The following is a 19252-nucleotide window of genomic DNA, read 5'->3' on the forward strand; positions in this document are numbered from 1 at the left end:
GGATAGGTCTGGAGTGGAAGCGCGGTGACGCGTGAAGCGGACAGATACTAATCGGCCGAGGGCTTAACCCGGAAGGGTTAAGGATCAGATCAGGAAGACATGGCAAAACATTCGTTACCGGTTTTGAAGGCTCGGTCCAGGCCGGGTTTACGTCTGGCGGTTATAGCGAAGAGGTCACACCCGTTCCCATCCCGAACACGGCCGTTAAGCTCTTCGGCGCCGATGGTAGTGGGGGGCTGTCCCCCTGTGAGAGTAGGTCACTGCCAGGCAATTGTGGAGGATTAGCTCAGCTGGGAGAGCGTCTGCCTTACAAGCAGAGGGTCATAGGTTCGAGCCCTATATCCTCCATTTTTATGCCGGTCTAGCTCAATTGGTAGAGCAACTGAATCGTAATCAGTAGGTTGGGGGTTCAAGTCCTCTGACCGGCATCCCTCTATTACAGAGGTATGAGCCGCTAGCTCAGGGGTAGAGCATCTGACTTTTAATCAGAGGGTCGAGGGTTCAAATCCCTCGCGGCTCACCATTTGATATTTATGGTGTAATGAATCTTTACAATATGCGGAAGTAGTTCAGTGGTAGAACATCACCTTGCCATGGTGGGGGTCGCGGGTTCGAATCCCGTCTTCCGCTCCATTTTGATTTATTGCGCCGGGGTGGCGAAATTGGCAGACGCACAGGACTTAAAATCCTGCGGCAGGTGACTGCCGTGCCGGTTCGAGTCCGGCCCTCGGCACCACTTATTCTGTCTTTTTGCGCCATTAGCTCAATTGGATAGAGCGTCTGACTACGGATCAGAAGGTTGGGGATTCGACTTCCTCATGGCGCATGTATTATCGGGAAGTGGCTCAGCTTGGTAGAGCACCACGTTCGGGACGTGGGGGTCGCAGGTTCAAATCCTGTCTTCCCGACTTTTTGTTTTGGGGCCTTAGCTCAGCTGGGAGAGCGCCTGCTTTGCACGCAGGAGGTCAGGAGTTCGATCCTCCTAGGCTCCATAATTTTATCAGCACTCAGATTTTCCGGACAGACTACCGAAAGCTGAGGGCACATGACTGACTGATGACGTTTCCGTCTGTAGAACGGGAACGTCATCTTTTTAGCACACATCGCTGTTTTCAGGCCCAGGAGGATCCGGTGATATTTCCGGATCCGGGGGGATATATCTGTACCGATGCTTGAATTTTCTCCAAAAACCAGTCATAATTAATTTAGTCAAAGTTAGTCAAAGTCAGGGAGATGATACCCCGATGAGGAACATATCAGATGTAATCGAAAAGTATATCAAGGAGATACTTAATTCAAGCGACACGATCCGATTAAAACGTAACGAACTAGCCGAAAAATTTCAATGCGTGCCTTCACAAATTAATTACGTGCTGAAAACACGCTTTTCTATTGAACGGGGTTATGTTGTCGAAAGTAAGAGGGGCGGCGGCGGGTATATCAGGGTTGTGAAGGTCCAGCCGGTAACCGATGCCGATCTGATTGATGAAATGATCCATTTGATCGACTACCAGGTTTCAGAAAATATGGCGGATTCGATCATCGTACATCTTCTCGAAGAAGAAGTTATCAATGAACGTGAAGCAAGGCTGATGCTCAGTGCGATCGACCGTGGCGTAATTGAGGCAGATGTCCCTGCAAGAGACGAGATGCGCGCGAATATTTTAAAAGCAATGTTGCAGTCACTGACCTATACAAGATGAATTAATCCGGGAATTAAAGGAATTTTACTGATTAGCGGCGAATGATTATAGTGTGTTATTCAGTGATAAAGAGTTGAACATTTTCAGAAGGTTCTCTACAATAGACAGAACAAGAAGAATTGATGCTGCATAGGGTCTTCTTGTATCTATAGGCTGGAATCCAAAGATGATGGACGATGGGCCGGTTATATTTGCAGTCAGACGGTGAACAAAAGTCACGGTTATCTGAAAGGCCTGAAGCAACAGATAAAGCAGCAAAGGGAGGCCACCATTATGATGTTTGGACGGTTTACGGAACGTGCTCAGAAAGTACTTGCACTTTCGCAGGAAGAAGCCATAAGGCTTGGCCATAACAATATCGGTACGGAACATATTTTGCTTGGCCTTGTCCGTGAAGGTGACGGCATTGCCGCGAAGGCGCTGCTGGCACTTAATCTGAGTCCGGAAAAGATTCAGAAGGAAGTTGAGGCGCTGATCGGACGGGGGAGCGAAACCGTTCAGAACCCGCATTATACGCCAAGGGCAAAGAGAGTCATTGAATTGTCAATGGATGAAGCAAGGAAGATCGGGCACTCTTACGTCGGTACGGAACATATTTTGCTCGGCCTGATTCGTGAAGGCGAAGGTGTAGCTGCAAGAGTACTGAACAACCTCGGCGTCAGCCTGAATAAAGCAAGACAGCAGGTGCTGCAGCTTCTGGGGAGTCATGAAGCAACGGCAGGCGGTGCTCAGGGAAGGGCGTCAGCGCATGCCAGTACGCCGACGCTTGACAGTCTGGCCCGTGATCTGACAGCTATGGCCGGTGAGGGGGGCCTTGATCCTGTAATCGGGCGCAGCAAAGAGATTGAACGTGTGATTGAAGTGCTGAGTCGCCGGACGAAGAACAACCCGGTACTGATCGGCGAACCTGGAGTCGGGAAAACGGCCGTTGCAGAAGGCTTGGCACAGGAGATTGTCAATAATGAAGTGCCGGAGATTCTGCGGGACAAACGTGTCATGACGCTCGATATGGGGACTGTCGTTGCCGGTACCAAGTATCGTGGTGAATTTGAAGACCGACTGAAAAAAGTGATGGATGAAATACGTCAGGCGGGAAACATCATTCTATTCATTGACGAACTTCACACACTGATCGGTGCCGGCGGGGCAGAGGGTGCAATTGATGCATCGAATATCCTGAAGCCATCTCTGTCACGCGGGGAACTGCAGTGTATCGGCGCGACAACGCTTGATGAATATCGCAAATATATTGAAAAAGATGCGGCACTGGAGCGGCGCTTCCAGCCGATCAAGGTGAAGGAGCCGACCAAAGAGGAGTCCGTTCTGATCCTGAAAGGGCTGCGTGACCGCTATGAGGCTCATCACAGGGTGAAGATCACCGATGCAGCGGTTGAAGCGGCAGTGAACCTGTCCGACCGTTATATTTCCGATCGTTTCCTTCCTGATAAAGCCATCGATCTGATGGATGAGGCATCCTCAAAAGTTCGCCTGCGCTCCTATACGGCTCCGCCGGATCTCAAGGAGCTGGAGCAGAAGCTGGAAACAGTGAAGAAAGAGAAGGATGCTGCAGTACAGAGCCAGGAGTTTGAGAAGGCCGCATCGCTTCGCGACAGCGAACAGAAGCTGAAGGAACAGGTAGACGTCTGCGAAAAAGAATGGAAAGAGAAACAGGGTAAGGAGAATACCCAGGTTCTTGCAGACGATGTTGCCCAGGTTGTTGCCAACTGGACAGGAATACCGGTTGTCCGGCTGGAACAGAAAGAGAGCGAGCGTCTGCTCCATATGGAAGACATCCTGCATAAACGGGTGATCGGCCAGGATGAGGCGATCAGGGCAATTTCACACGCCGTTCGTCGTGCCCGTGCCGGGCTGAAAGATCCGAAGCGGCCGATCGGCTCGTTCATATTCCTTGGACCGACCGGTGTCGGTAAGACGGAACTGGCCCGTGCCGTTGCCGAGACCCTCTTTGGTGACGAAGAGGCAATCATTCGCATTGATATGTCCGAATATATGGAGAAGCACACAACTTCGCGTCTGGTTGGTTCACCCCCAGGCTACGTCGGTCATGAGGAAGGCGGTCAGCTGACTGAAAAGGTACGTCAGAAACCATATTCCGTGATTCTTTTCGATGAAATTGAGAAGGCGCATCCGGATGTCTTTAATATTCTGCTCCAGGTGCTCGATGACGGGCGTCTTACCGACTCTAAAGGCAGGACCGTCGATTTCAGGAACACAGCGATCATCATGACCTCCAATGTCGGCGCCAGTGAGTTGAAACGGAATAAGTACGTCGGATTCACGGTTGGCGGTGAAAATCATGAATACAAGGAAATGAAGGATAAGGTGATGGGCGAGCTGAAGCGTGCGTTCCGTCCGGAATTCCTGAACCGAATCGATGAAATCATCGTCTTCCATGAACTGACCAAGCCGCAGCTGATGCAGATTGTGACGCTGCTCGCCGGACATCTGAAACACCGGCTGTCCAGTCAGGGCATTGTCATCGATATCACAGACAAGGCCAAAGCTCAGATTGTCGAAGAAGGATATGATCCTGAGTATGGTGCAAGACCGCTGCGCCGGGCGCTTCAGAGGCGTGTTGAAGATAAACTCTCCGAAGAATTGCTTAAGGGCAATATTGAAAAGGGAACGCAGGTCATCATTGATTATGCAGATGGTGATTATGTCGTCAGAAAAAATGAAGAAGCCGTTGCCAAAGCCTGAAATGGCGACAGCTTCGAAGTCTGATCACTGAACCAGGGAGAAAGCCAAAGTTTGCTTATCGCCTTGGCTTTTTTCTTTACCGGAAAGACATAATTTATCCTGGTGATCCGGCGTTGTCAGGTTAATTTCAGATGATGAACAGGTGGATGAAATTGGCGAAGGTAAAAACGGTATTTATTTGTCAGGAATGCGGTTATGAAAGTCCCAAGTGGATGGGACGCTGTCCCGGCTGCCAGAAGTGGAACACAATGGTGGAGGAAACCGTCCGTCCGTCATTATCCGGAGCCGCCCCGGCGAAGCAGGAGAACAAGCCGGCACTGCTGAATCATGTACAGCTTGGTAAGGAGCCGAGAATGGTGACCGGTTTTCCCGAGTTTGACCGGGTGATGGGCGGCGGGGTCGTACCTGCCTCGCTGACACTGGTCGGCGGCGATCCGGGCATCGGGAAATCAACCCTGCTGCTTCAGGTTTCGGACCGGCTGGGAAAGACCGGACGCAAAGTCTTTTATATTTCAGGAGAGGAGTCGGTCCGTCAAACAAAGATGAGGGCAGACCGCCTGAACGTCTCTTCTGATAAACTATATGTGCTGGCGGAAACGGACATCCAGCAGATTGAGCAGCATTTGCAATCGGTCGGCCCGGAGATCATGGTCATTGACTCCATTCAGACCATTTATGATTCGGAAATGTCGTCCGCTCCGGGCAGCATCTCACAAGTCAGGGAATGCACCGGCCACCTGCTGCGAATTGCCAAAACGGAAGGCATTGCCATATTTATCGTCGGACATGTGACCAAAAACGGGGCATTAGCCGGACCGCGGACGCTGGAACATATGGTGGACACCGTGCTGTATTTCGAAGGCGAACGCCATCACACATTCCGCATTCTGAGAGCTGTAAAAAACAGGTTCGGATCGACGAATGAAATGGGTGTGTTTGAAATGAAAGAATCCGGACTCGTCGAGGTGACCAATCCCTCTGAAATGTTCCTTCAGGAGAGAGCCAGAGGTGCATCGGGTTCGGCAATTGTTGCGGCGATGGAGGGGACACGGCCGGTGCTGGTCGAAGTCCAGGCACTGGTGTCTCCCACCAGCTTCGGCAATCCGCGCCGCATGGCCACCGGGATGGACGACCACAGAGTGGCATTGCTCATGGCTGTTCTTGAGAAGCGGGCAGGACTGCTGCTGCAGAATCAGGATGCGTATGTCAATGTTGCCGGCGGGATCAAGCTTGATGAACCGGCCACTGATCTTGCTACCGTGATCAGTATTGCATCCAGTTTCAGCAACCGTCCGACAGCGGCAACAGATGTATTCATCGGAGAAGTCGGTCTGACAGGTGAGATCAGAGGCGTTTCCCGGATCGAACAGCGGGTGAAAGAGTCTTTTAAACTCGGGTTTACACGCGCATTTATTCCCAAAAGGAATCTGGAAGGATGGAGTCACCCTGACGGGATGCATCTTATTGGCGTCTCTTCCCTTGCGGAGGTGATGCGGCTGGCCTTTGGTGAGGAAGAAAGAATTCCGTCAGGATCGGAATTTTATAACCCTGATGCGACGTAACCGGTCGGTCCGCTGCGTATTATTGAGAGGGTACACTTCTAAAATATCCCTTTCTTTTTTTAAAACAGTTTGTGTTTCGAATCTGCTAATTTGTCAATAATGTCTGAGGAGGTGATCAATGTGTTAAAAAGAGGCGTTCAGCTATTCTTTATCTTACTTGGAGGTACACTCGGTTTTGTCTACATTCCGATAATTGTGAAACTGCTGAATTTCGGAAGTAACATTCCGGGCTGGATCCATTCTTCCTTTACAGGCATGGTAATCGGTGCGGTGATTTTTACACTTCTGACTTTCTGGTTCGTGGACTCATTAGTCAATTTTATTAAAACTTTTGAAGAGAGAATCATCAATGCCCCGGTTACCGATGTTGTCTTCGGCACGATCGGTCTGGTATTCGGTCTTGTGATTTCCTTTCTGATCCAGCTCCCGCTGTCCGGGCTTCATATTCCGGGGATCAGCAATGTCCTTCCGATCTTCATCTATATCCTGCTGGGGTACTTTTTCTTTCAGATCGGCTTCAGGAAAAAGGATGAACTGATCAGTCTGTTTCATCTGCCGACGCGCTCCAGAGACAGAAAAAGGGATACAAAAATTGAGACTGGAAAGAAAAGCAGCTATGCACCCTATAAAATTTTTGATACGAGCGTGATTATTGACGGCCGTATTGCGGACATCTGTCAGACTGGATTTCTTGAAGGTACGATGGTGATCCCCCACTTTGTTCTGGAGGAATTGCAGCATATCGCCGATTCATCCGACGTGCTGAAGAGAAATCGGGGCCGACGCGGGCTGGATATTCTAAATAAAATCCAGAAAGACCATTCGATCGATGTCGATCTTTATGAAGGCGATTACGACGATATCACGGAAGTCGACAGCAAACTTGTCCGGCTGGCGAAACAGATTGGCGGTATCGTAGTGACCAATGATTTTAATCTGAATAAGGTCTGTGAGTTTCAGGGTGTCCGCGTCCTGAACATCAACGATCTGGCGAATGCGGTCAAACCGGTCGTACTGCCCGGTGAAGAACTGCAGGTTCAGGTGATCAAAGACGGCAAGGAACAGAATCAGGGTGTCGGCTATCTGGATGACGGCACGATGATTGTCGTCGAAGAAGGCCATCGTTTTATCGGCAAAACCATTGATGTCATTATTACGAGTGTGCTTCAGACTTCTGCCGGCCGGATGATCTTTGCCAAGCCGAAACTGCTTGAAAAAGCGTTGTAAGCCGGACTGAAGTTTAACCGGCACGTTGTATCGCATGCGGAGGAATGATCTGTGATAAGTTATTATGTCGTCGTTGTGGCAGCCGGCCGGGGAACGCGCATGGGCGCAGACAGGAACAAGGTGCTCCTGTTGTTGAAAGGCGTTCCGGTGATTATCCGCACGCTGCAAGTCTTTGAAAACGATCCCGCATGCGGCGGGATCGTTCTGGTTGTTCGGAAAAATGAAATTCCCCAGTTCCGTAAGCTGACTGATACATTTGAAATAAATAAAATCATGGCTTTTGCAACAGGCGGGCCGGAACGGCAGGAGAGTGTCCGAAACGGTCTGAATGTACTGGAAGCACAAGGTGCCGGGCAAAATTCCGTGATCCTGATCCATGACGGTGCGCGTCCCTTTATCGGACAGGACCGGATTGCGGCAGTTGCCGAGGCGGCTGACGGTCAGGGTGCGGCCCTGCTAGCCGTACCCGTCAAGGATACGATTAAGCAGGCCCGGGGAAATCATGTGGACAAAACACTGGAGCGGAAAACCCTGTGGGCGGCGCAAACCCCGCAGGCTTTTCGTCTTTCAGTGATTCTGAGGGCTCATGATCAGGGCCGTAAAGACCAGTACCAGGCGACTGATGATGCTTCACTGGCGGAACATCTTGGTGTACCGGTTACCCTTGTCAAAGGGAGCTACCGGAACATTAAACTGACCAGTCCTGAAGACATGATGATTGCCGAAAAGTTTATCGAAGAAGAGGAGACTGAACATGCGCGTAGGTCACGGATTTGATGTCCATCAGTTTGCCGATCACCGGAAATTAATTATCGGCGGCGTGACGATCCCCTATGTTCAGGGGCTTGCGGGGCATTCCGATGCAGACGTCCTGCTCCATGCTGTCAGTGATGCACTTCTCGGCGCAGCCGGTGAAGGCGATATCGGCAGGCATTTTCCGGACAGCGACAGCCGGTTTAAGGACGCTGACTCACGGGAATTGCTTGAGACGGTCCGCCAGATTATCCGGAAAAAAGGTTACAGGATCAGTAACGTCGATTGCGTGGTCATTGCTCAGAAGCCGAAACTTGCCTCGTATATTGAAGCGATGCGGGAGGCCATTGCTTCCGTCCTGGAAACGGATCGGGACCGGATCAATGTGAAGGCGACAACGACGGAGCGACTCGGTTTTACCGGGCGGGGCGAAGGCATTGCTGCCGAAGCAGTATGCCTGCTCGAAGAGAATCCGAAATAAGCACTTTCTGACTCCGGAACAACCAGAATCGACACAGAACGCCCGGAAAAAGATGAAAAAGATGATACCTGAACGTTCATCCGTGTTAAAATAAAAAAGAATAACTGGAAAGTGGTGAATATGGTGGCAGAAGAAGTAAGGGTACGCTATGCACCGAGTCCGACCGGCTTTCTGCATATAGGCAACGCGCGTACCGCGATATTTAACTATCTTTTCGCTCGCCACGCGGGCGGGAAGTTTATCATCCGGATTGAGGATACCGACCAGAAGCGAAATGTTGAAGGCGGCGAAGAAAGCCAGCTGAAGTATCTGAAGTGGCTGGGCCTCGACTGGGACGAAAGCGTCGATGTCGGCGGACCATACGGCCCCTATCGGCAGATGGAGCGTCTGGATATTTATAAAAAGTACTGGCAGGAGCTTCTGGATAAAGGGCTCGCCTACAAGTGCTATTGCACCGAAGACGAACTGAAGGCGGAACGCGAAGATCAGATGGCTCACGGTCAGACACCGCACTATTCAGGAAAGTGCCGTAATCTGACTCAGGAACAGATTGCAAAATACGAGGCTGAAGGAAGGAAACCGACGATCCGGTTCCGGATCCCTTCTGACCAGGCGGTTGAATTTGATGATATCGTCAAAGGGCATGTCTCGTTTCAATCAAATGATGTCAGTGATTTTGTTATTGTCAAACAGAACGGCGTACCGACCTATAACTTTGCGGTCGTGATTGATGATCATCTGATGAAGATGACCCATGTGCTGCGCGGTGAAGAACACATATCGAACACACCGAAACAGATTATGCTGTTCCAGGCTTTCGGGTGGAAGCCGCCGGTGTACGGGCATATGACGCTGATTGTCAATGAAAATCATAAGAAGCTGAGCAAGCGCGACCACAGTATCGTCCAGTTCATCGAGCAGTATAAGAACATGGGCTTCCTTCCAGAAGCACTGTTTAACTTTATCACGCTGCTCGGCTGGTCTCCAAAGGGAGAAGAAGAGATCTTCTCCATGAACGAGTTCATCAAAATGTTTGATGCGAACCGGCTGAGCAAGTCGCCGGCAATGTTCGACAAGTCAAAGCTGGAGTGGATGAACGGGCAGTATATTAAGAAAATGCCTAAAGATGCATACGTCCGCTTCACGCTTCCGTATCTGATCGACGCCGGACTGCTGCCGGCCGACATGACGGAGGCGCAGAAATCGTGGGCGACACGTGTCGTTCTGCTCTATCAGGAACAGCTGCACTATGGCGAAGAAATCGTGAAGATCAGCGATATGTTCTTTAACAAGAACATTGAAAACCAGGCTCTGACCAAGGATGAGAAAAAGATTCTGGCCGGCGATCAGGTTAATGATGTGATTTCTGCATTTAACCGTGAACTCAAAGGTCTGACTGAATGGACAGCAGAAGCCATTGCACCGGTAATTAAGACCGTACAGAAGGAAACGAAACAACGCGGCTGGAAATTGTACATGCCGATGCGGGTTGTCGCAACCGGTTCGCAGCACGGACCGGAGCTTCCGGAAGCGCTTGAACTGCTGGGCCGTGATCTGGTGTTGAAACGGATGGAGACCTATCTCGATAAGCAGACGGCTGTCTGACAGAGCTGCCGTCCGGTGAAAAACGACCGGTCACGGCGGCCTGACTGTGAGCATAGGCTATGAGACAGCTGAATAGGAGAAGATGTTGAAGAGGTTAAGTAGGGATTGGTCGTTCCGGAACAGAGAGGACGGATGATAAGCTGAGAGCCGCCCTGGAAGGCAAATTCACGAATTGCTCCTCGGAGTTTTATCGCTGAATTCATCAGTAGGCGATGACGGTTGCCGCCGTTACCGGTGTTGAGCGGGAAAGCGAATACTTTCCAAACAAAGTGGAACCGCGTCCAGGGGGCGTCTTTGTGTTTACAGGCACAGAGGCGTCCTTTAGTATATTTTCCTGTATGAAAACAGGTGCGGAGCAAAACAGATATCTGTTTGCAGCCAACTAGAAAAAAGAGGTGCATCTGCAGTGCGGAATCTCATTCGTGAGGATCTGAATAATGTCTTTGACCAGGATCCCGCAGCTCGCAGCAAGTTTGAAGTGATCATGACGTATTCCGGCCTTCACGCAATCTGGGCACATCGGGTTGCGCACTGGCTGTGGAAAAAGAAGCTGTACTTTTTCGCCCGGGCACTCTCGCAATTTTCACGATTTCTTACCGGTATTGAAATTCATCCCGGTGCTCAGATCGGCAGGCGTTTTTTCATGGATCACGGTATGGGTATTGTAATCGGCGAAACTTGTGAAATCGGCGATGATGTTACCCTTTTCCAGGGTGTAACACTGGGCGGAACAGGGAAAGAAAAAGGGAAAAGGCACCCGACCATCGGAAACGATGTCTTGATTTCAGCCGGAGCACGTGTCCTCGGATCCATTAATATCGGCGATCATTCCAAGATCGGGGCCGGATCGGTTGTCCTTCGGGATGTTCCCGCCGATTCCACAGTCGTGGGCATCCCTGGCCGCGTCGTCCGGCAGCATGGCCAGAAAGTGCATCATCATGATCTGGATCACGCCGACCTGCCGGATCCTGTCGCCGATAAAATTGAGAAACTCGAGTCCGAAATCAACCGGCTGAAAAAAGCAGTACAAGACCTTGAGCTATCTGAAGAGAAGGAGTGATCATTTTGGTTCTTAGAGTATTTAACACAATGACAAGGAAGAAAGAAACGTTTGTTCCGATTGAAAAAGGCAAAGTACGCATGTACGTCTGCGGGCCGACTGTTTACAACTATATTCATATAGGCAATGCCCGGCCGGTGGTGGTTTTTGATACGGTCCGGCGCTACTTTGAGTACAGAGGCTACGAAGTCAACTACGTTTCGAACTTTACGGACGTCGATGACCGGCTGATCAATGCGTCAAAGGAACGCCACATTCCTGTACCGCAGATTGCGGATCAGTTCATCAAAGCATTTCTCAGCGATATTCGCGCGCTGAATGTAAAGAAGGCAACGGTTAATCCGCGGGCCACAGAAACGATGCCGGAAATCATCGCTTTTATCGGCAGACTGGTTGAGACCGGCTACGCCTATCCGGTTCACGGGGATGTCTATTTCCGGACGAGAAAATTCCAGGATTATGGCAAGCTCTCTCACCAGTCTGTTGACGATCTGAAATCCGGAGCACGGATTGAGATTGGCGAAAACAAGGAGGACCCGCTGGACTTTGCCCTGTGGAAGGCGGCAAAACCTGGCGAAATCAAATGGAAAAGCCCGTGGGGTGAAGGACGCCCCGGCTGGCATATTGAATGCTCGGCGATGGTTGAGAAATATCTTGGCGATACGATTGATATTCACGCCGGCGGTACGGATCTGGTTTTCCCGCATCATGAGAATGAAATTGCCCAGTCTGAAGCATTGCATCATAAAACCATGGCCCACTATTGGCTGCATAACGGACATATCCAGATTAACAATGAAAAAATGTCCAAATCCATCGGCAATGTGATCCTGGTTCACGATCTGATCCAGAAATATGATCCTCAGGTTATTCGCTTTTTCATTCTGACGGTTCAGTACCGGCATCCGATCAATTTCAGTGATGAACTGCTGAATGATGCGGTGCAGGCCTTCGGACGCCTGAAAACAGCAGCGTTTAATCTTCGTGAACGCGTTGGTGACCGAGATGTTGACGACAGTGCCTTTCAGGAAAAAGGGGACCACTACCGTCAGGACTTCATTTCGGCGATGGATGACGACTTTAATACGGCAAACGCGATTGCTGTGCTTTTCGACATCGTTAAAGATGCGAATATTGCCCTGCAGCAGACGAATGCGGAGCCGGGACAGCTTGCCGGCTATCTGAATGTTTTGCTGGAACTGTCCGGCGTTCTGGGCCTGAAACTTGAGAGCCATGAAACAAGTATATTGGATAGTGAGATTGAGGATCTGATTAAGAAGCGCGAGCAGGCGCGCAACCAGAAACAATTTGCGCTTGCCGACCAGATTCGCGGTGAGCTTAAGAGTAAAGGGATTGTTCTGGAAGACACCGTTCAAGGCGTACGCTGGAGGCGGGATCAGGAATGATACTGGATCAGAAACGCGTCGACCCCGAACTGCTCGGCAGCCTGACACTGGCTTTTATGGGTGATGCAATTATTGAAACTTATGTGCGTGAAGCGGTGATCGCAGCCAGTAAGGCGAAAATACACCGGCTCCACGAACAGACGATCAGTTACGTTTCGGCAAAGGCGCAGTCTGCCTTCCTTCATGAACTGACGGCCGCCGGCTTTCTCACGGATCAGGAGCAGGATATTGTGCGCAAGGGACGGAATGTTAAACCGCATACAGTCCCTAAAAATACGGATGTCCAGACGTATAATTTTAGTACCGGTTTTGAGGCACTGATCGGTTATCTTCATTTTGCCGGCCGGAAAAAGCGAATTGATGAAATCATGAAGAGAATGTTTGCCTTGCACCCGGCGGAAGGGAGACGCAATCAATGAGTGATGAATGGATTGTCGGCCGCCATCCGGTTTCAGAAGCAATTCGCTCCGGCCGCGGGATCAATAAAGTATGGATGAATAAGGACGGCAGGGGGCTCGGGGAACTTCTGGATCTGATCAAGACGCATGGTATTGCCATGCAATTTGTGCCGAAGCAGAAACTTGATCAGCTTTCCAGAACATCCAATCATCAGGGCGTCGTCGCTTCGGTTGCTGCCTATCGTTATGCGGAAATAACCGATCTGTTCGCTCTGGCGCAGCAGCGCCATGAGCCGCCGTTTTTCCTGATGCTGGACGGCATCGAGGATCCTCACAATTTAGGCTCGGTCCTCAGGACAGCGGATGCGACCGGGTGTCACGGCATCATCATTCCGAAACAGCACTCCGTCGGTCTGACATCTGTGGTTGCTAAAGCCTCTACCGGGGCGATCGAGTATGTACCGGTTGCCCGCGTAGCCAATCTGGCAAATACCATGGATGCGCTGAAGAAAAAAGGTGTATGGTTTGCCGGAACCGCAGCAGACGGCAGTGAAGATTACGGCACTGCGGATTACTCGATGCCGGTCTGTCTGGTCATCGGCAATGAAGGAGCGGGCATGTCGCGGCTGGTCCGTAAGAAATGTGACTATCTGATCCGGATTCCGATGGCCGGGAAAGTGACATCGCTGAATGCATCGGTTGCTGCAGGCCTTCTTATGTACGAAGTGTTTCGGAAAAGGAATCAGGGATAAAGAGGTGAGTGCGATGAACGACATACTGATTGTTGACGGATATAACGTGATTGGGGCGTGGTCGAATCTTAAGTCTCTGAAGCAAAAGGAATTTGAAAATGCCAGAGACTATCTGATTGACAAGATGGCTGAATATCAGGCAGTAACCGGGTGGCGGGTCATCGTTATCTTTGATGCTTATCTGATTCCCGGACAAGAGATCAAGACAAGAAAATCCAACATCGAAGTCATTTATACAAAGAAAAGTGAGAAAGCCGATCAGAAAATTGAAGGTCTGATCCGGAAACTCAAGAACGTGAAAACACGAATTCATGTGGCGACGTCCGACATGGCTGAGCAGTGGGCGGTATTTTCCCAGGGAGCACTTAGAAAGCCGTCACGGGAGCTGATCGATGAAATCAAACGGATTGACCGGGAAATCGGCGATGCCACCACGACGATGCATCAGCACAAGAGCAACAAAGGGATAAAGATCCCGATGGACGAGGCAACACGGGAGAAACTTGAAAAAATGCGCAGAGGTTTTTGAATATTCTTGACTGTTCGAATTTGCATACGGTATACTTTTTTATAAGACATCATCGAGCACGGGGGGAATGAAGATGAGTTACAATCCGGTCAAATCTGAGGCTGCAATGTTCTGTTCACTTGATGACGAAAAGATTCTGAAGGTTGCTCATGACGGTAACCTTGATGCACTGGAGTTTCTCATCTTCAAATATCGAAATTTTGTCCGTTCACGAGCCAAATCATATTTTCTCGTCGGCGCGGAACGTGAGGATATTGTTCAGGAAGGCATGATCGGCCTTTATAAGGCCATTCGGGATTACAACATTGAAAAGCCGGCTTCTTTTAAAGCGTTTGCAGAATTATGTGTAACCCGTCAGATGATCACCGCGGTAAAGACGGCAACGCGCCAGAAACATATCCCGCTCAATTCTTATGTTTCACTGGACAAGCCGATTTACGATGAGGAATCGGAACGGACACTCCTTGATGTTGTCGGGGAATCCCACTCATCGGATCCGGAGCAGCTGGTGATCAGCCGTGAAGAATATGATGATATTGAAGAAAAGCTGTCAAAGGTACTGAGCAGGCTGGAACGGAATGTTCTTGACCAGTATCTGGACGGCCGCTCATATCAGGAGATTTCTGCGGATTTAAAGCGGCACGTCAAGTCCATTGACAATGCCCTGCAACGTGTGAAGCGGAAACTGGAACACTATCTGCAGATTAAGGAACTCAGTGTTTAACAGCTCGGGACTGATTGACACAGTATGGGCCGTGTGATAAGTTAATGTTAAATAGTCTGAATTAAAAAAGAGAGGCGGACCGTCGCCTTTCTTTTTACTGTCGTAAACTTTTATGCGGGCAGCCGGTTACAAAGGACAGGCCCGCGGTCCGAAACAATATAGCCCCAGAGGGCGGGAGGTATTAAGGAAACATGGCTGATATCGTTAAAGGGACCGGAAAATTTTTCCGGGATATTGTTACCGAGACGAAGAAAGTAACCTGGCCGACACGTAACGAACTGGTTAAATATACAATCACCGTAGTAATCACCGTGGTCTTTCTGACGGTCTTCTTTGTTCTGATCGATCTGGGTGTCTCGCAGCTGCTTCATCTGATTACAAAACAATAATGTCCGGACTTGCCGGTCATTTGGAGGAAGAAAGTTATGGAGAAGAACTGGTATGTTGTTCACACATACTCGGGTTATGAAAACAAAGTAAAAACGAATCTGGAAAAAAGAGTCGAATCGATGGGCATGGCCGACAAGATTTTCCGCGTACTGGTGCCGATGGAAGAAGAGACGGAGATCAAAAACGGCCAGAAGAAGACGGCGATGAAAAAGGTCTTCCCAGGTTATGTACTCACTGAAATGATTATGACCGACGACTCCTGGTATGTGGTCCGCAATACACCCGGCGTCACCGGATTCGTCGGCTCGACCGGAGCAGGATCCAAGCCGATCCCGCTGCTCCCTGAAGAAGTCGATACGATTCTGAAACAGATGGGTCTTAAAGAGCGGACGGTGGATGCAGATTTTTCTATCAAGGAACAGGTTAAAGTCAAAGAAGGCCCATTTGCCGATTTTGTCGGCAGTGTTGAAAGCATCGATCAGGAAAAAGGCAAGCTGAAAGTACATGTGAATATGTTTGGCAGAGAAACGCCGGTGGAACTGGACTTTGATCAGGTCAAGAAGCTGGATTAAAGGTTCCCTTTCACATCTTGCAATATACGCGGGACCCGTGTATAATTTTAATGTTTGTATGAGTTGAACCGATCTCACCATCATTTGCATGAACAAACGAATCGGCCATAGAGTTTTGAATGAGTGGGAGGGAACGATCCCGTACCACAAACTGTTTCAGGGAGGTGCTCTCATGGCAAAAAAGGTTATTAAGTTAGTCAAACTGCAAATTCCTGCAGGCAAAGCAAATCCGGCTCCGCCGGTAGGTCCTGCACTGGGCCAGGCGGGCGTTAACATTATGGGTTTTTGCAAGGAATTCAACGCGCGCACTTCAGATCAGCCGGGTATGATCATTCCGGTTGAGATCACGGTGTTCGAAGACCGTTCCTTCACATTTATCACAAAGACGCCGCCGGCTGCTGTACTTCTGAAGAAGGAAACCGGCATTAAATCCGGTTCCGGCACGCCGAATACGCAGAAAGTCGCAACGATCAAGCGCGACAAAGTGCGGGCGATTGCGGAACTGAAGATGCCTGATCTGAATGCATCAGATGTTGAATCCGCAATGCGCATGGTTGAAGGAACCGCGCGCAGCATGGGCATCGTCGTCGAAGACTGATCTTACGATTCATCCGTTTTCGCGCGTCAAGTGCCTATCAGGCAATGTATGATCGGTGGGAGGTCAATGCAAACCGTTTGAACCACAAAGGAGGATTTTAAATGGCTAAAAGAGGAAAGAAGTATCTCGAAGCAGTAAAGGCGGTCGACCGGACCAAAGTATACAGCATTGATGAAGCTGTTGCTCTCGTCAAGAAAGTCGCTGCTGCAGGCTTTGATGAATCTGTAGATGTTGCTTTCCGGCTCGGCGTCGATACGCGCAAAAACGACCAGCAGGTCCGCGGCGCGGTCGTTCTGCCGAATGGTACAGGCAAAACGCAGCGCGTTCTTGTCTTTGCCAAGGGCGATAAGGCCAAGGAAGCTGAAGCAGCCGGTGCGGATTATGTCGGCGAACAGGAGTATGTGGACAAGATCAACGGCGGATGGTTTGATTTCGACGTTGTCGTTGCGACTCCGGACATGATGGCCCAGGTTGGCCGTCTCGGCCGTGTGCTTGGACCAAAAGGCCTGATGCCGAACCCGAAGACCGGAACAGTTACTTTTGATATCGAAAAAGCAGTTAAAGAGATCAAGGCCGGCAAGGTGGAATACCGCGCTCAGAAAGACGGTAATGTTCATGTGCCGATCGGCAAGGTCTCCTTTGAAGACGATAAGCTTGTCGCTAACTTCAAAGTACTTCTGGATACGCTGATCAAAGCGAAACCGGCTGCAGCCAAGGGCACATACCTTAAGAACATCGCCATCTCATCAACGATGGGCCCTGGTGTTAAGGTATCAACAGCCGTTGCACGCTGAGCAGTCAAATCAGAATGATGCGGATAACGTGTTGACAGCTGGTCTGTCGCCACGTATAATATCTCATTGTGGATTGAATTGAAAATTTATTTACCGTAGACAGCAGGGGCATCCAGGATGCTTAATGATTCCCGGCCGAGGTGATACAGTTTTTCTGAAAGCATATTTTTGCTGAAAAAAAACGAGCCCTCATGCTGTCACAGCATGAGGGCTTTTTATCAGCCCTCCGGCATATGGAACAAACCGGACTGAATACGGAATGCATTGCAGGGAGGTGTACGACTGAATGAGTAACGAAAAAATTCTTGCAGAAAAGAAAAAGGTTGTCGATGAGATTACCGGAAAGCTGAAAGAAAGTGCTGCGGTAATTGTCGTTAACTACCGCGGACTGCCGGTAGCCGATGCAACGGCACTGCGCAAGCAGCTTCGGGAAGCTGATGTTGACTTCAAAGTATATAAAAATACTTTTGCCCGCCGCGCTTCCAAAGCTGCAGGCACAGAGGCTCTGGACGATGTTTTCTCCGGACCGACCGCCATTTCGTTCAGCAAAGAAGATGTCATCGCTCCGGCCAAGGTTCTTTATAACTTTGCCAAGGATCACGAGACACTGGAAATTAAAGCAGGCCTTATCGAAGGCAAGCCGGTTTCAATGGATGAAATCAAGACACTGGCTGAAATGCCTTCAAGAGAGACGCTGCTGTCGATGCTGGCCAATGTACTGCAGGCACCGATCCGCGATTTTGCGATTGGCGTCAAAGCTGTTGCCGACAAGAAGGAACAGGAAGGCGCCTGACTTTGGCTGCCTGATCATGGAATAAAAAGAAACAGGATAATCTAAGGAGGATTATATTCAATGACTAAAGAAGATATCATTGGCGCTATTAAAGAGATGTCCGTTCTCGAACTGAACGATCTCGTTAAGGCAATCGAAGACGAATTTGGTGTCAGCGCTGCTGCTCAGGTTGTTGCTGCAGGCGGTGCGGGTGCTGCAAAAGAAGAAGAAAAGACGGAATTCGACGTTGTTCTTGCTGAAGTCGGTGCTCAGAAGATTAAGGTTATCAAAGTTGTCCGTGAAATCACCGGTCTTGGCCTGAAAGATGCAAAAGCATTGGTTGACGGCGCACCTAAGGCTGTCAAGGAAGGCGCTGCTAAAGAAGATGCTGAAGAAATCAAAGGCAAACTTGAAGAGGTTGGCGCAAAGGTAGAACTGAAATAAGTTCGTTCAATGGGCCCGCGCTTGCGCGGGCCTTTTTGTTTCCCCTTGTTTTTTAGCGCCGGCTGCCGGACACTGTTCGTGATTTGGACAATAATCTTCTACTTTACCATGGGGTGGTCTAAATGAGCGATTTTTATTTTTCGGAAGAACCTCACGCGAAAAGTCATCCTCAGCAGCTGACTGCAGAATTGCGGGGGAAGACGTTTCTGTTTACCACAGATGCCGGTGTTTTTTCAAAAGCCGGCATTGATTATGGCTCACGGCTTTTAATCGAAACCTTCACTGAGCCCGACATTTCGGGCAGTCTGCTGGATATCGGCTGCGGGTACGGACCGATTGGCATTGCACTGGCCGCATCGTTCCCTTCACGCAAAATGGTGATGACCGATATCAATCAGCGGGCAGTCCGGCTTGCCGATGAAAATGCCGGAAGAAACCATGTTGCCGCAGAAGTGGTCCAGGGGAATCTGTACGAACAAATCCGTGGAAAGTACGCTGCAATTGTTACAAACCCGCCAATCCGGGCTGGAAAAGCAATTGTCAGCCGCATTCTTTCAGAGTCGGTTAACTATCTGGATGAAGGCGGCGAACTGTGGGTTGTGATTCAGAAAAAGCAGGGTGCCCCGTCCGCGTTAAAGCTGCTTCGTGAGATCTATGGCCAGGTGACTGTAGCCGCACGGAAAAAAGGCTATCATGTCTTTCATATGAAAAAACGTTGACATTAAAATTTGACTATGATATTATGTTTTAATGCTAACATT

General features: G+C 49.8%; 20 protein-coding genes, 8 tRNA genes, 1 rRNA gene and 2 other annotated features. All 29 genes read left to right on the forward strand.

The annotated features are described in order from the left end of the window. Positions 1–152: 152 nt before the first annotated feature. The 29 genes from rrf (at position 153) to D889_RS0111105 (ending at position 19210) form a co-directional block, all read left to right on the forward strand. Positions 153–269 (forward strand): 5S ribosomal RNA (gene rrf / locus D889_RS0110965). 6 nt (positions 270–275) lie between these two features. Next, positions 276–348, forward strand: a tRNA-Val gene (locus tag D889_RS0110970). A gap of 7 nt (positions 349–355) precedes the next feature. Further along, positions 356–428: transfer RNA gene (locus D889_RS0110975), tRNA-Thr, on the forward strand. 20 nt (positions 429–448) lie between these two features. Further along, positions 449–523 (forward strand) — tRNA-Lys (locus D889_RS0110980). 35 nt (positions 524–558) lie between these two features. Beyond that, positions 559–633: transfer RNA gene (locus D889_RS0110985), tRNA-Gly, on the forward strand. A 14-nt stretch (positions 634–647) separates the two neighbouring features. Beyond that, positions 648–736 (forward strand) — tRNA-Leu (locus D889_RS0110990). A 16-nt stretch (positions 737–752) separates the two neighbouring features. Continuing rightward, a tRNA-Arg gene (locus D889_RS0110995) sits at positions 753–826 on the forward strand. 8 nt (positions 827–834) lie between these two features. After that, positions 835–908 (forward strand) — tRNA-Pro (locus D889_RS0111000). An 11-nt stretch (positions 909–919) separates the two neighbouring features. Further along, positions 920–992 (forward strand) — tRNA-Ala (locus D889_RS0111005). Between the two features lie 252 nt (positions 993–1244). Continuing rightward, the gene (locus tag D889_RS0111010; RefSeq protein ID WP_010632237.1) at positions 1245–1703 is read left to right on the forward strand and encodes a CtsR family transcriptional regulator; all 459 of its coding nucleotides are present in this window, start codon (positions 1245–1247) and stop codon (positions 1701–1703) included. Between the two features lie 273 nt (positions 1704–1976). Beyond that, positions 1977–4424, forward strand: coding sequence for an ATP-dependent protease ATP-binding subunit ClpC (gene clpC / locus D889_RS0111015; RefSeq protein ID WP_010632238.1), 2448 nt, complete (start codon positions 1977–1979; stop codon positions 4422–4424). Between the two features lie 152 nt (positions 4425–4576). After that, a complete protein-coding gene (gene radA, locus D889_RS14970) occupies positions 4577–5986 on the forward strand; it encodes a DNA repair protein RadA (protein ID WP_193379227.1) in 1410 nt (469 codons plus the stop codon). Positions 5987–6106: 120 nt separating this feature from the next. Further along, positions 6107–7213 (forward strand): PIN/TRAM domain-containing protein, encoded by a 1107-nt coding sequence (locus D889_RS0111025; protein ID WP_010632240.1) that lies wholly within the window; start codon positions 6107–6109, stop codon positions 7211–7213. A gap of 54 nt (positions 7214–7267) precedes the next feature. Continuing rightward, complete coding sequence (gene ispD, locus D889_RS0111030; protein ID WP_193379228.1) at positions 7268–7990, forward strand: 2-C-methyl-D-erythritol 4-phosphate cytidylyltransferase; 723 nt, start codon at positions 7268–7270, stop codon at positions 7988–7990. Next, positions 7968–8447, forward strand: a complete 480-nt coding sequence (gene ispF, locus D889_RS0111035) for a 2-C-methyl-D-erythritol 2,4-cyclodiphosphate synthase (protein ID WP_010632242.1) — start codon at positions 7968–7970, stop codon at positions 8445–8447. Before ispD ends, ispF begins: the two co-directional genes overlap by 23 nt. Before the next feature lie 123 nt (positions 8448–8570). After that, the gene (gltX, locus tag D889_RS0111040; protein WP_026039102.1) at positions 8571–10052 is read left to right on the forward strand and encodes a glutamate--tRNA ligase; all 1482 of its coding nucleotides are present in this window, start codon (positions 8571–8573) and stop codon (positions 10050–10052) included. Between the two features lie 76 nt (positions 10053–10128). Continuing rightward, positions 10129–10351, forward strand: a binding site (T-box leader). 107 nt (positions 10352–10458) lie between these two features. Further along, positions 10459–11112: a serine O-acetyltransferase EpsC gene (gene epsC / locus D889_RS0111045; protein WP_010632244.1), complete on the forward strand. Its 654-nt coding sequence runs from the start codon at positions 10459–10461 to the stop codon at positions 11110–11112. Between the two features lie 5 nt (positions 11113–11117). Next, on the forward strand, positions 11118–12518 hold the full coding sequence (gene cysS, locus D889_RS0111050) for a cysteine--tRNA ligase (RefSeq protein ID WP_010632245.1): 1401 nt from the start codon (positions 11118–11120) through the stop codon (positions 12516–12518). Continuing rightward, positions 12515–12937 carry a Mini-ribonuclease 3 gene (locus tag D889_RS0111055; protein WP_010632246.1) on the forward strand — a complete coding sequence of 141 codons (423 nt, stop codon included), beginning with the start codon at positions 12515–12517 and terminating at the stop codon, positions 12935–12937. The genes cysS and D889_RS0111055 overlap by 4 nt, the downstream gene beginning before the upstream one ends. Further along, complete coding sequence (gene rlmB / locus D889_RS0111060) at positions 12934–13668, forward strand: 23S rRNA (guanosine(2251)-2'-O)-methyltransferase RlmB (RefSeq protein WP_010632247.1); 735 nt, start codon at positions 12934–12936, stop codon at positions 13666–13668. Before D889_RS0111055 ends, rlmB begins: the two co-directional genes overlap by 4 nt. 13 nt (positions 13669–13681) lie before the next feature. Further along, positions 13682–14197 carry an NYN domain-containing protein gene (locus D889_RS0111065; RefSeq protein WP_010632248.1) on the forward strand — a complete coding sequence of 172 codons (516 nt, stop codon included), beginning with the start codon at positions 13682–13684 and terminating at the stop codon, positions 14195–14197. Between the two features lie 67 nt (positions 14198–14264). Beyond that, positions 14265–14921, forward strand: a complete 657-nt coding sequence (sigH, locus tag D889_RS0111070) for an RNA polymerase sporulation sigma factor SigH (RefSeq protein ID WP_428834903.1) — start codon at positions 14265–14267, stop codon at positions 14919–14921. A gap of 191 nt (positions 14922–15112) precedes the next feature. Beyond that, positions 15113–15310: a preprotein translocase subunit SecE gene (gene secE / locus D889_RS0111075; protein ID WP_010632250.1), complete on the forward strand. Its 198-nt coding sequence runs from the start codon at positions 15113–15115 to the stop codon at positions 15308–15310. A 36-nt stretch (positions 15311–15346) separates the two neighbouring features. After that, positions 15347–15883, forward strand: a complete 537-nt coding sequence (gene nusG, locus D889_RS0111080) for a transcription termination/antitermination protein NusG (protein ID WP_010632251.1) — start codon at positions 15347–15349, stop codon at positions 15881–15883. 172 nt (positions 15884–16055) lie between these two features. Continuing rightward, positions 16056–16481: a 50S ribosomal protein L11 gene (rplK, locus tag D889_RS0111085; protein ID WP_010632252.1), complete on the forward strand. Its 426-nt coding sequence runs from the start codon at positions 16056–16058 to the stop codon at positions 16479–16481. A 101-nt stretch (positions 16482–16582) separates the two neighbouring features. Next, complete coding sequence (gene rplA, locus D889_RS0111090) at positions 16583–17275, forward strand: 50S ribosomal protein L1 (RefSeq protein WP_010632253.1); 693 nt, start codon at positions 16583–16585, stop codon at positions 17273–17275. Positions 17276–17350: 75 nt separating this feature from the next. Then, positions 17351–17502, forward strand: a sequence feature (ribosomal protein L10 leader region). Between the two features lie 59 nt (positions 17503–17561). Continuing rightward, positions 17562–18068 (forward strand): 50S ribosomal protein L10, encoded by a 507-nt coding sequence (gene rplJ / locus D889_RS0111095; RefSeq protein ID WP_010632254.1) that lies wholly within the window; start codon positions 17562–17564, stop codon positions 18066–18068. Positions 18069–18128: 60 nt separating this feature from the next. Next, the gene (rplL, locus tag D889_RS0111100; protein ID WP_010632255.1) at positions 18129–18491 is read left to right on the forward strand and encodes a 50S ribosomal protein L7/L12; all 363 of its coding nucleotides are present in this window, start codon (positions 18129–18131) and stop codon (positions 18489–18491) included. A 122-nt stretch (positions 18492–18613) separates the two neighbouring features. Continuing rightward, positions 18614–19210: a class I SAM-dependent methyltransferase gene (locus D889_RS0111105; protein ID WP_010632256.1), complete on the forward strand. Its 597-nt coding sequence runs from the start codon at positions 18614–18616 to the stop codon at positions 19208–19210. The last annotated feature ends 42 nt before the right edge of the window (positions 19211–19252 follow it).

It is taken from the genome of Sporolactobacillus vineae DSM 21990 = SL153 (assembly GCF_000377985.1).
GTDB classification, from domain to species: domain Bacteria; phylum Bacillota; class Bacilli; order Bacillales; family Sporolactobacillaceae; genus Sporolactobacillus; species Sporolactobacillus vineae.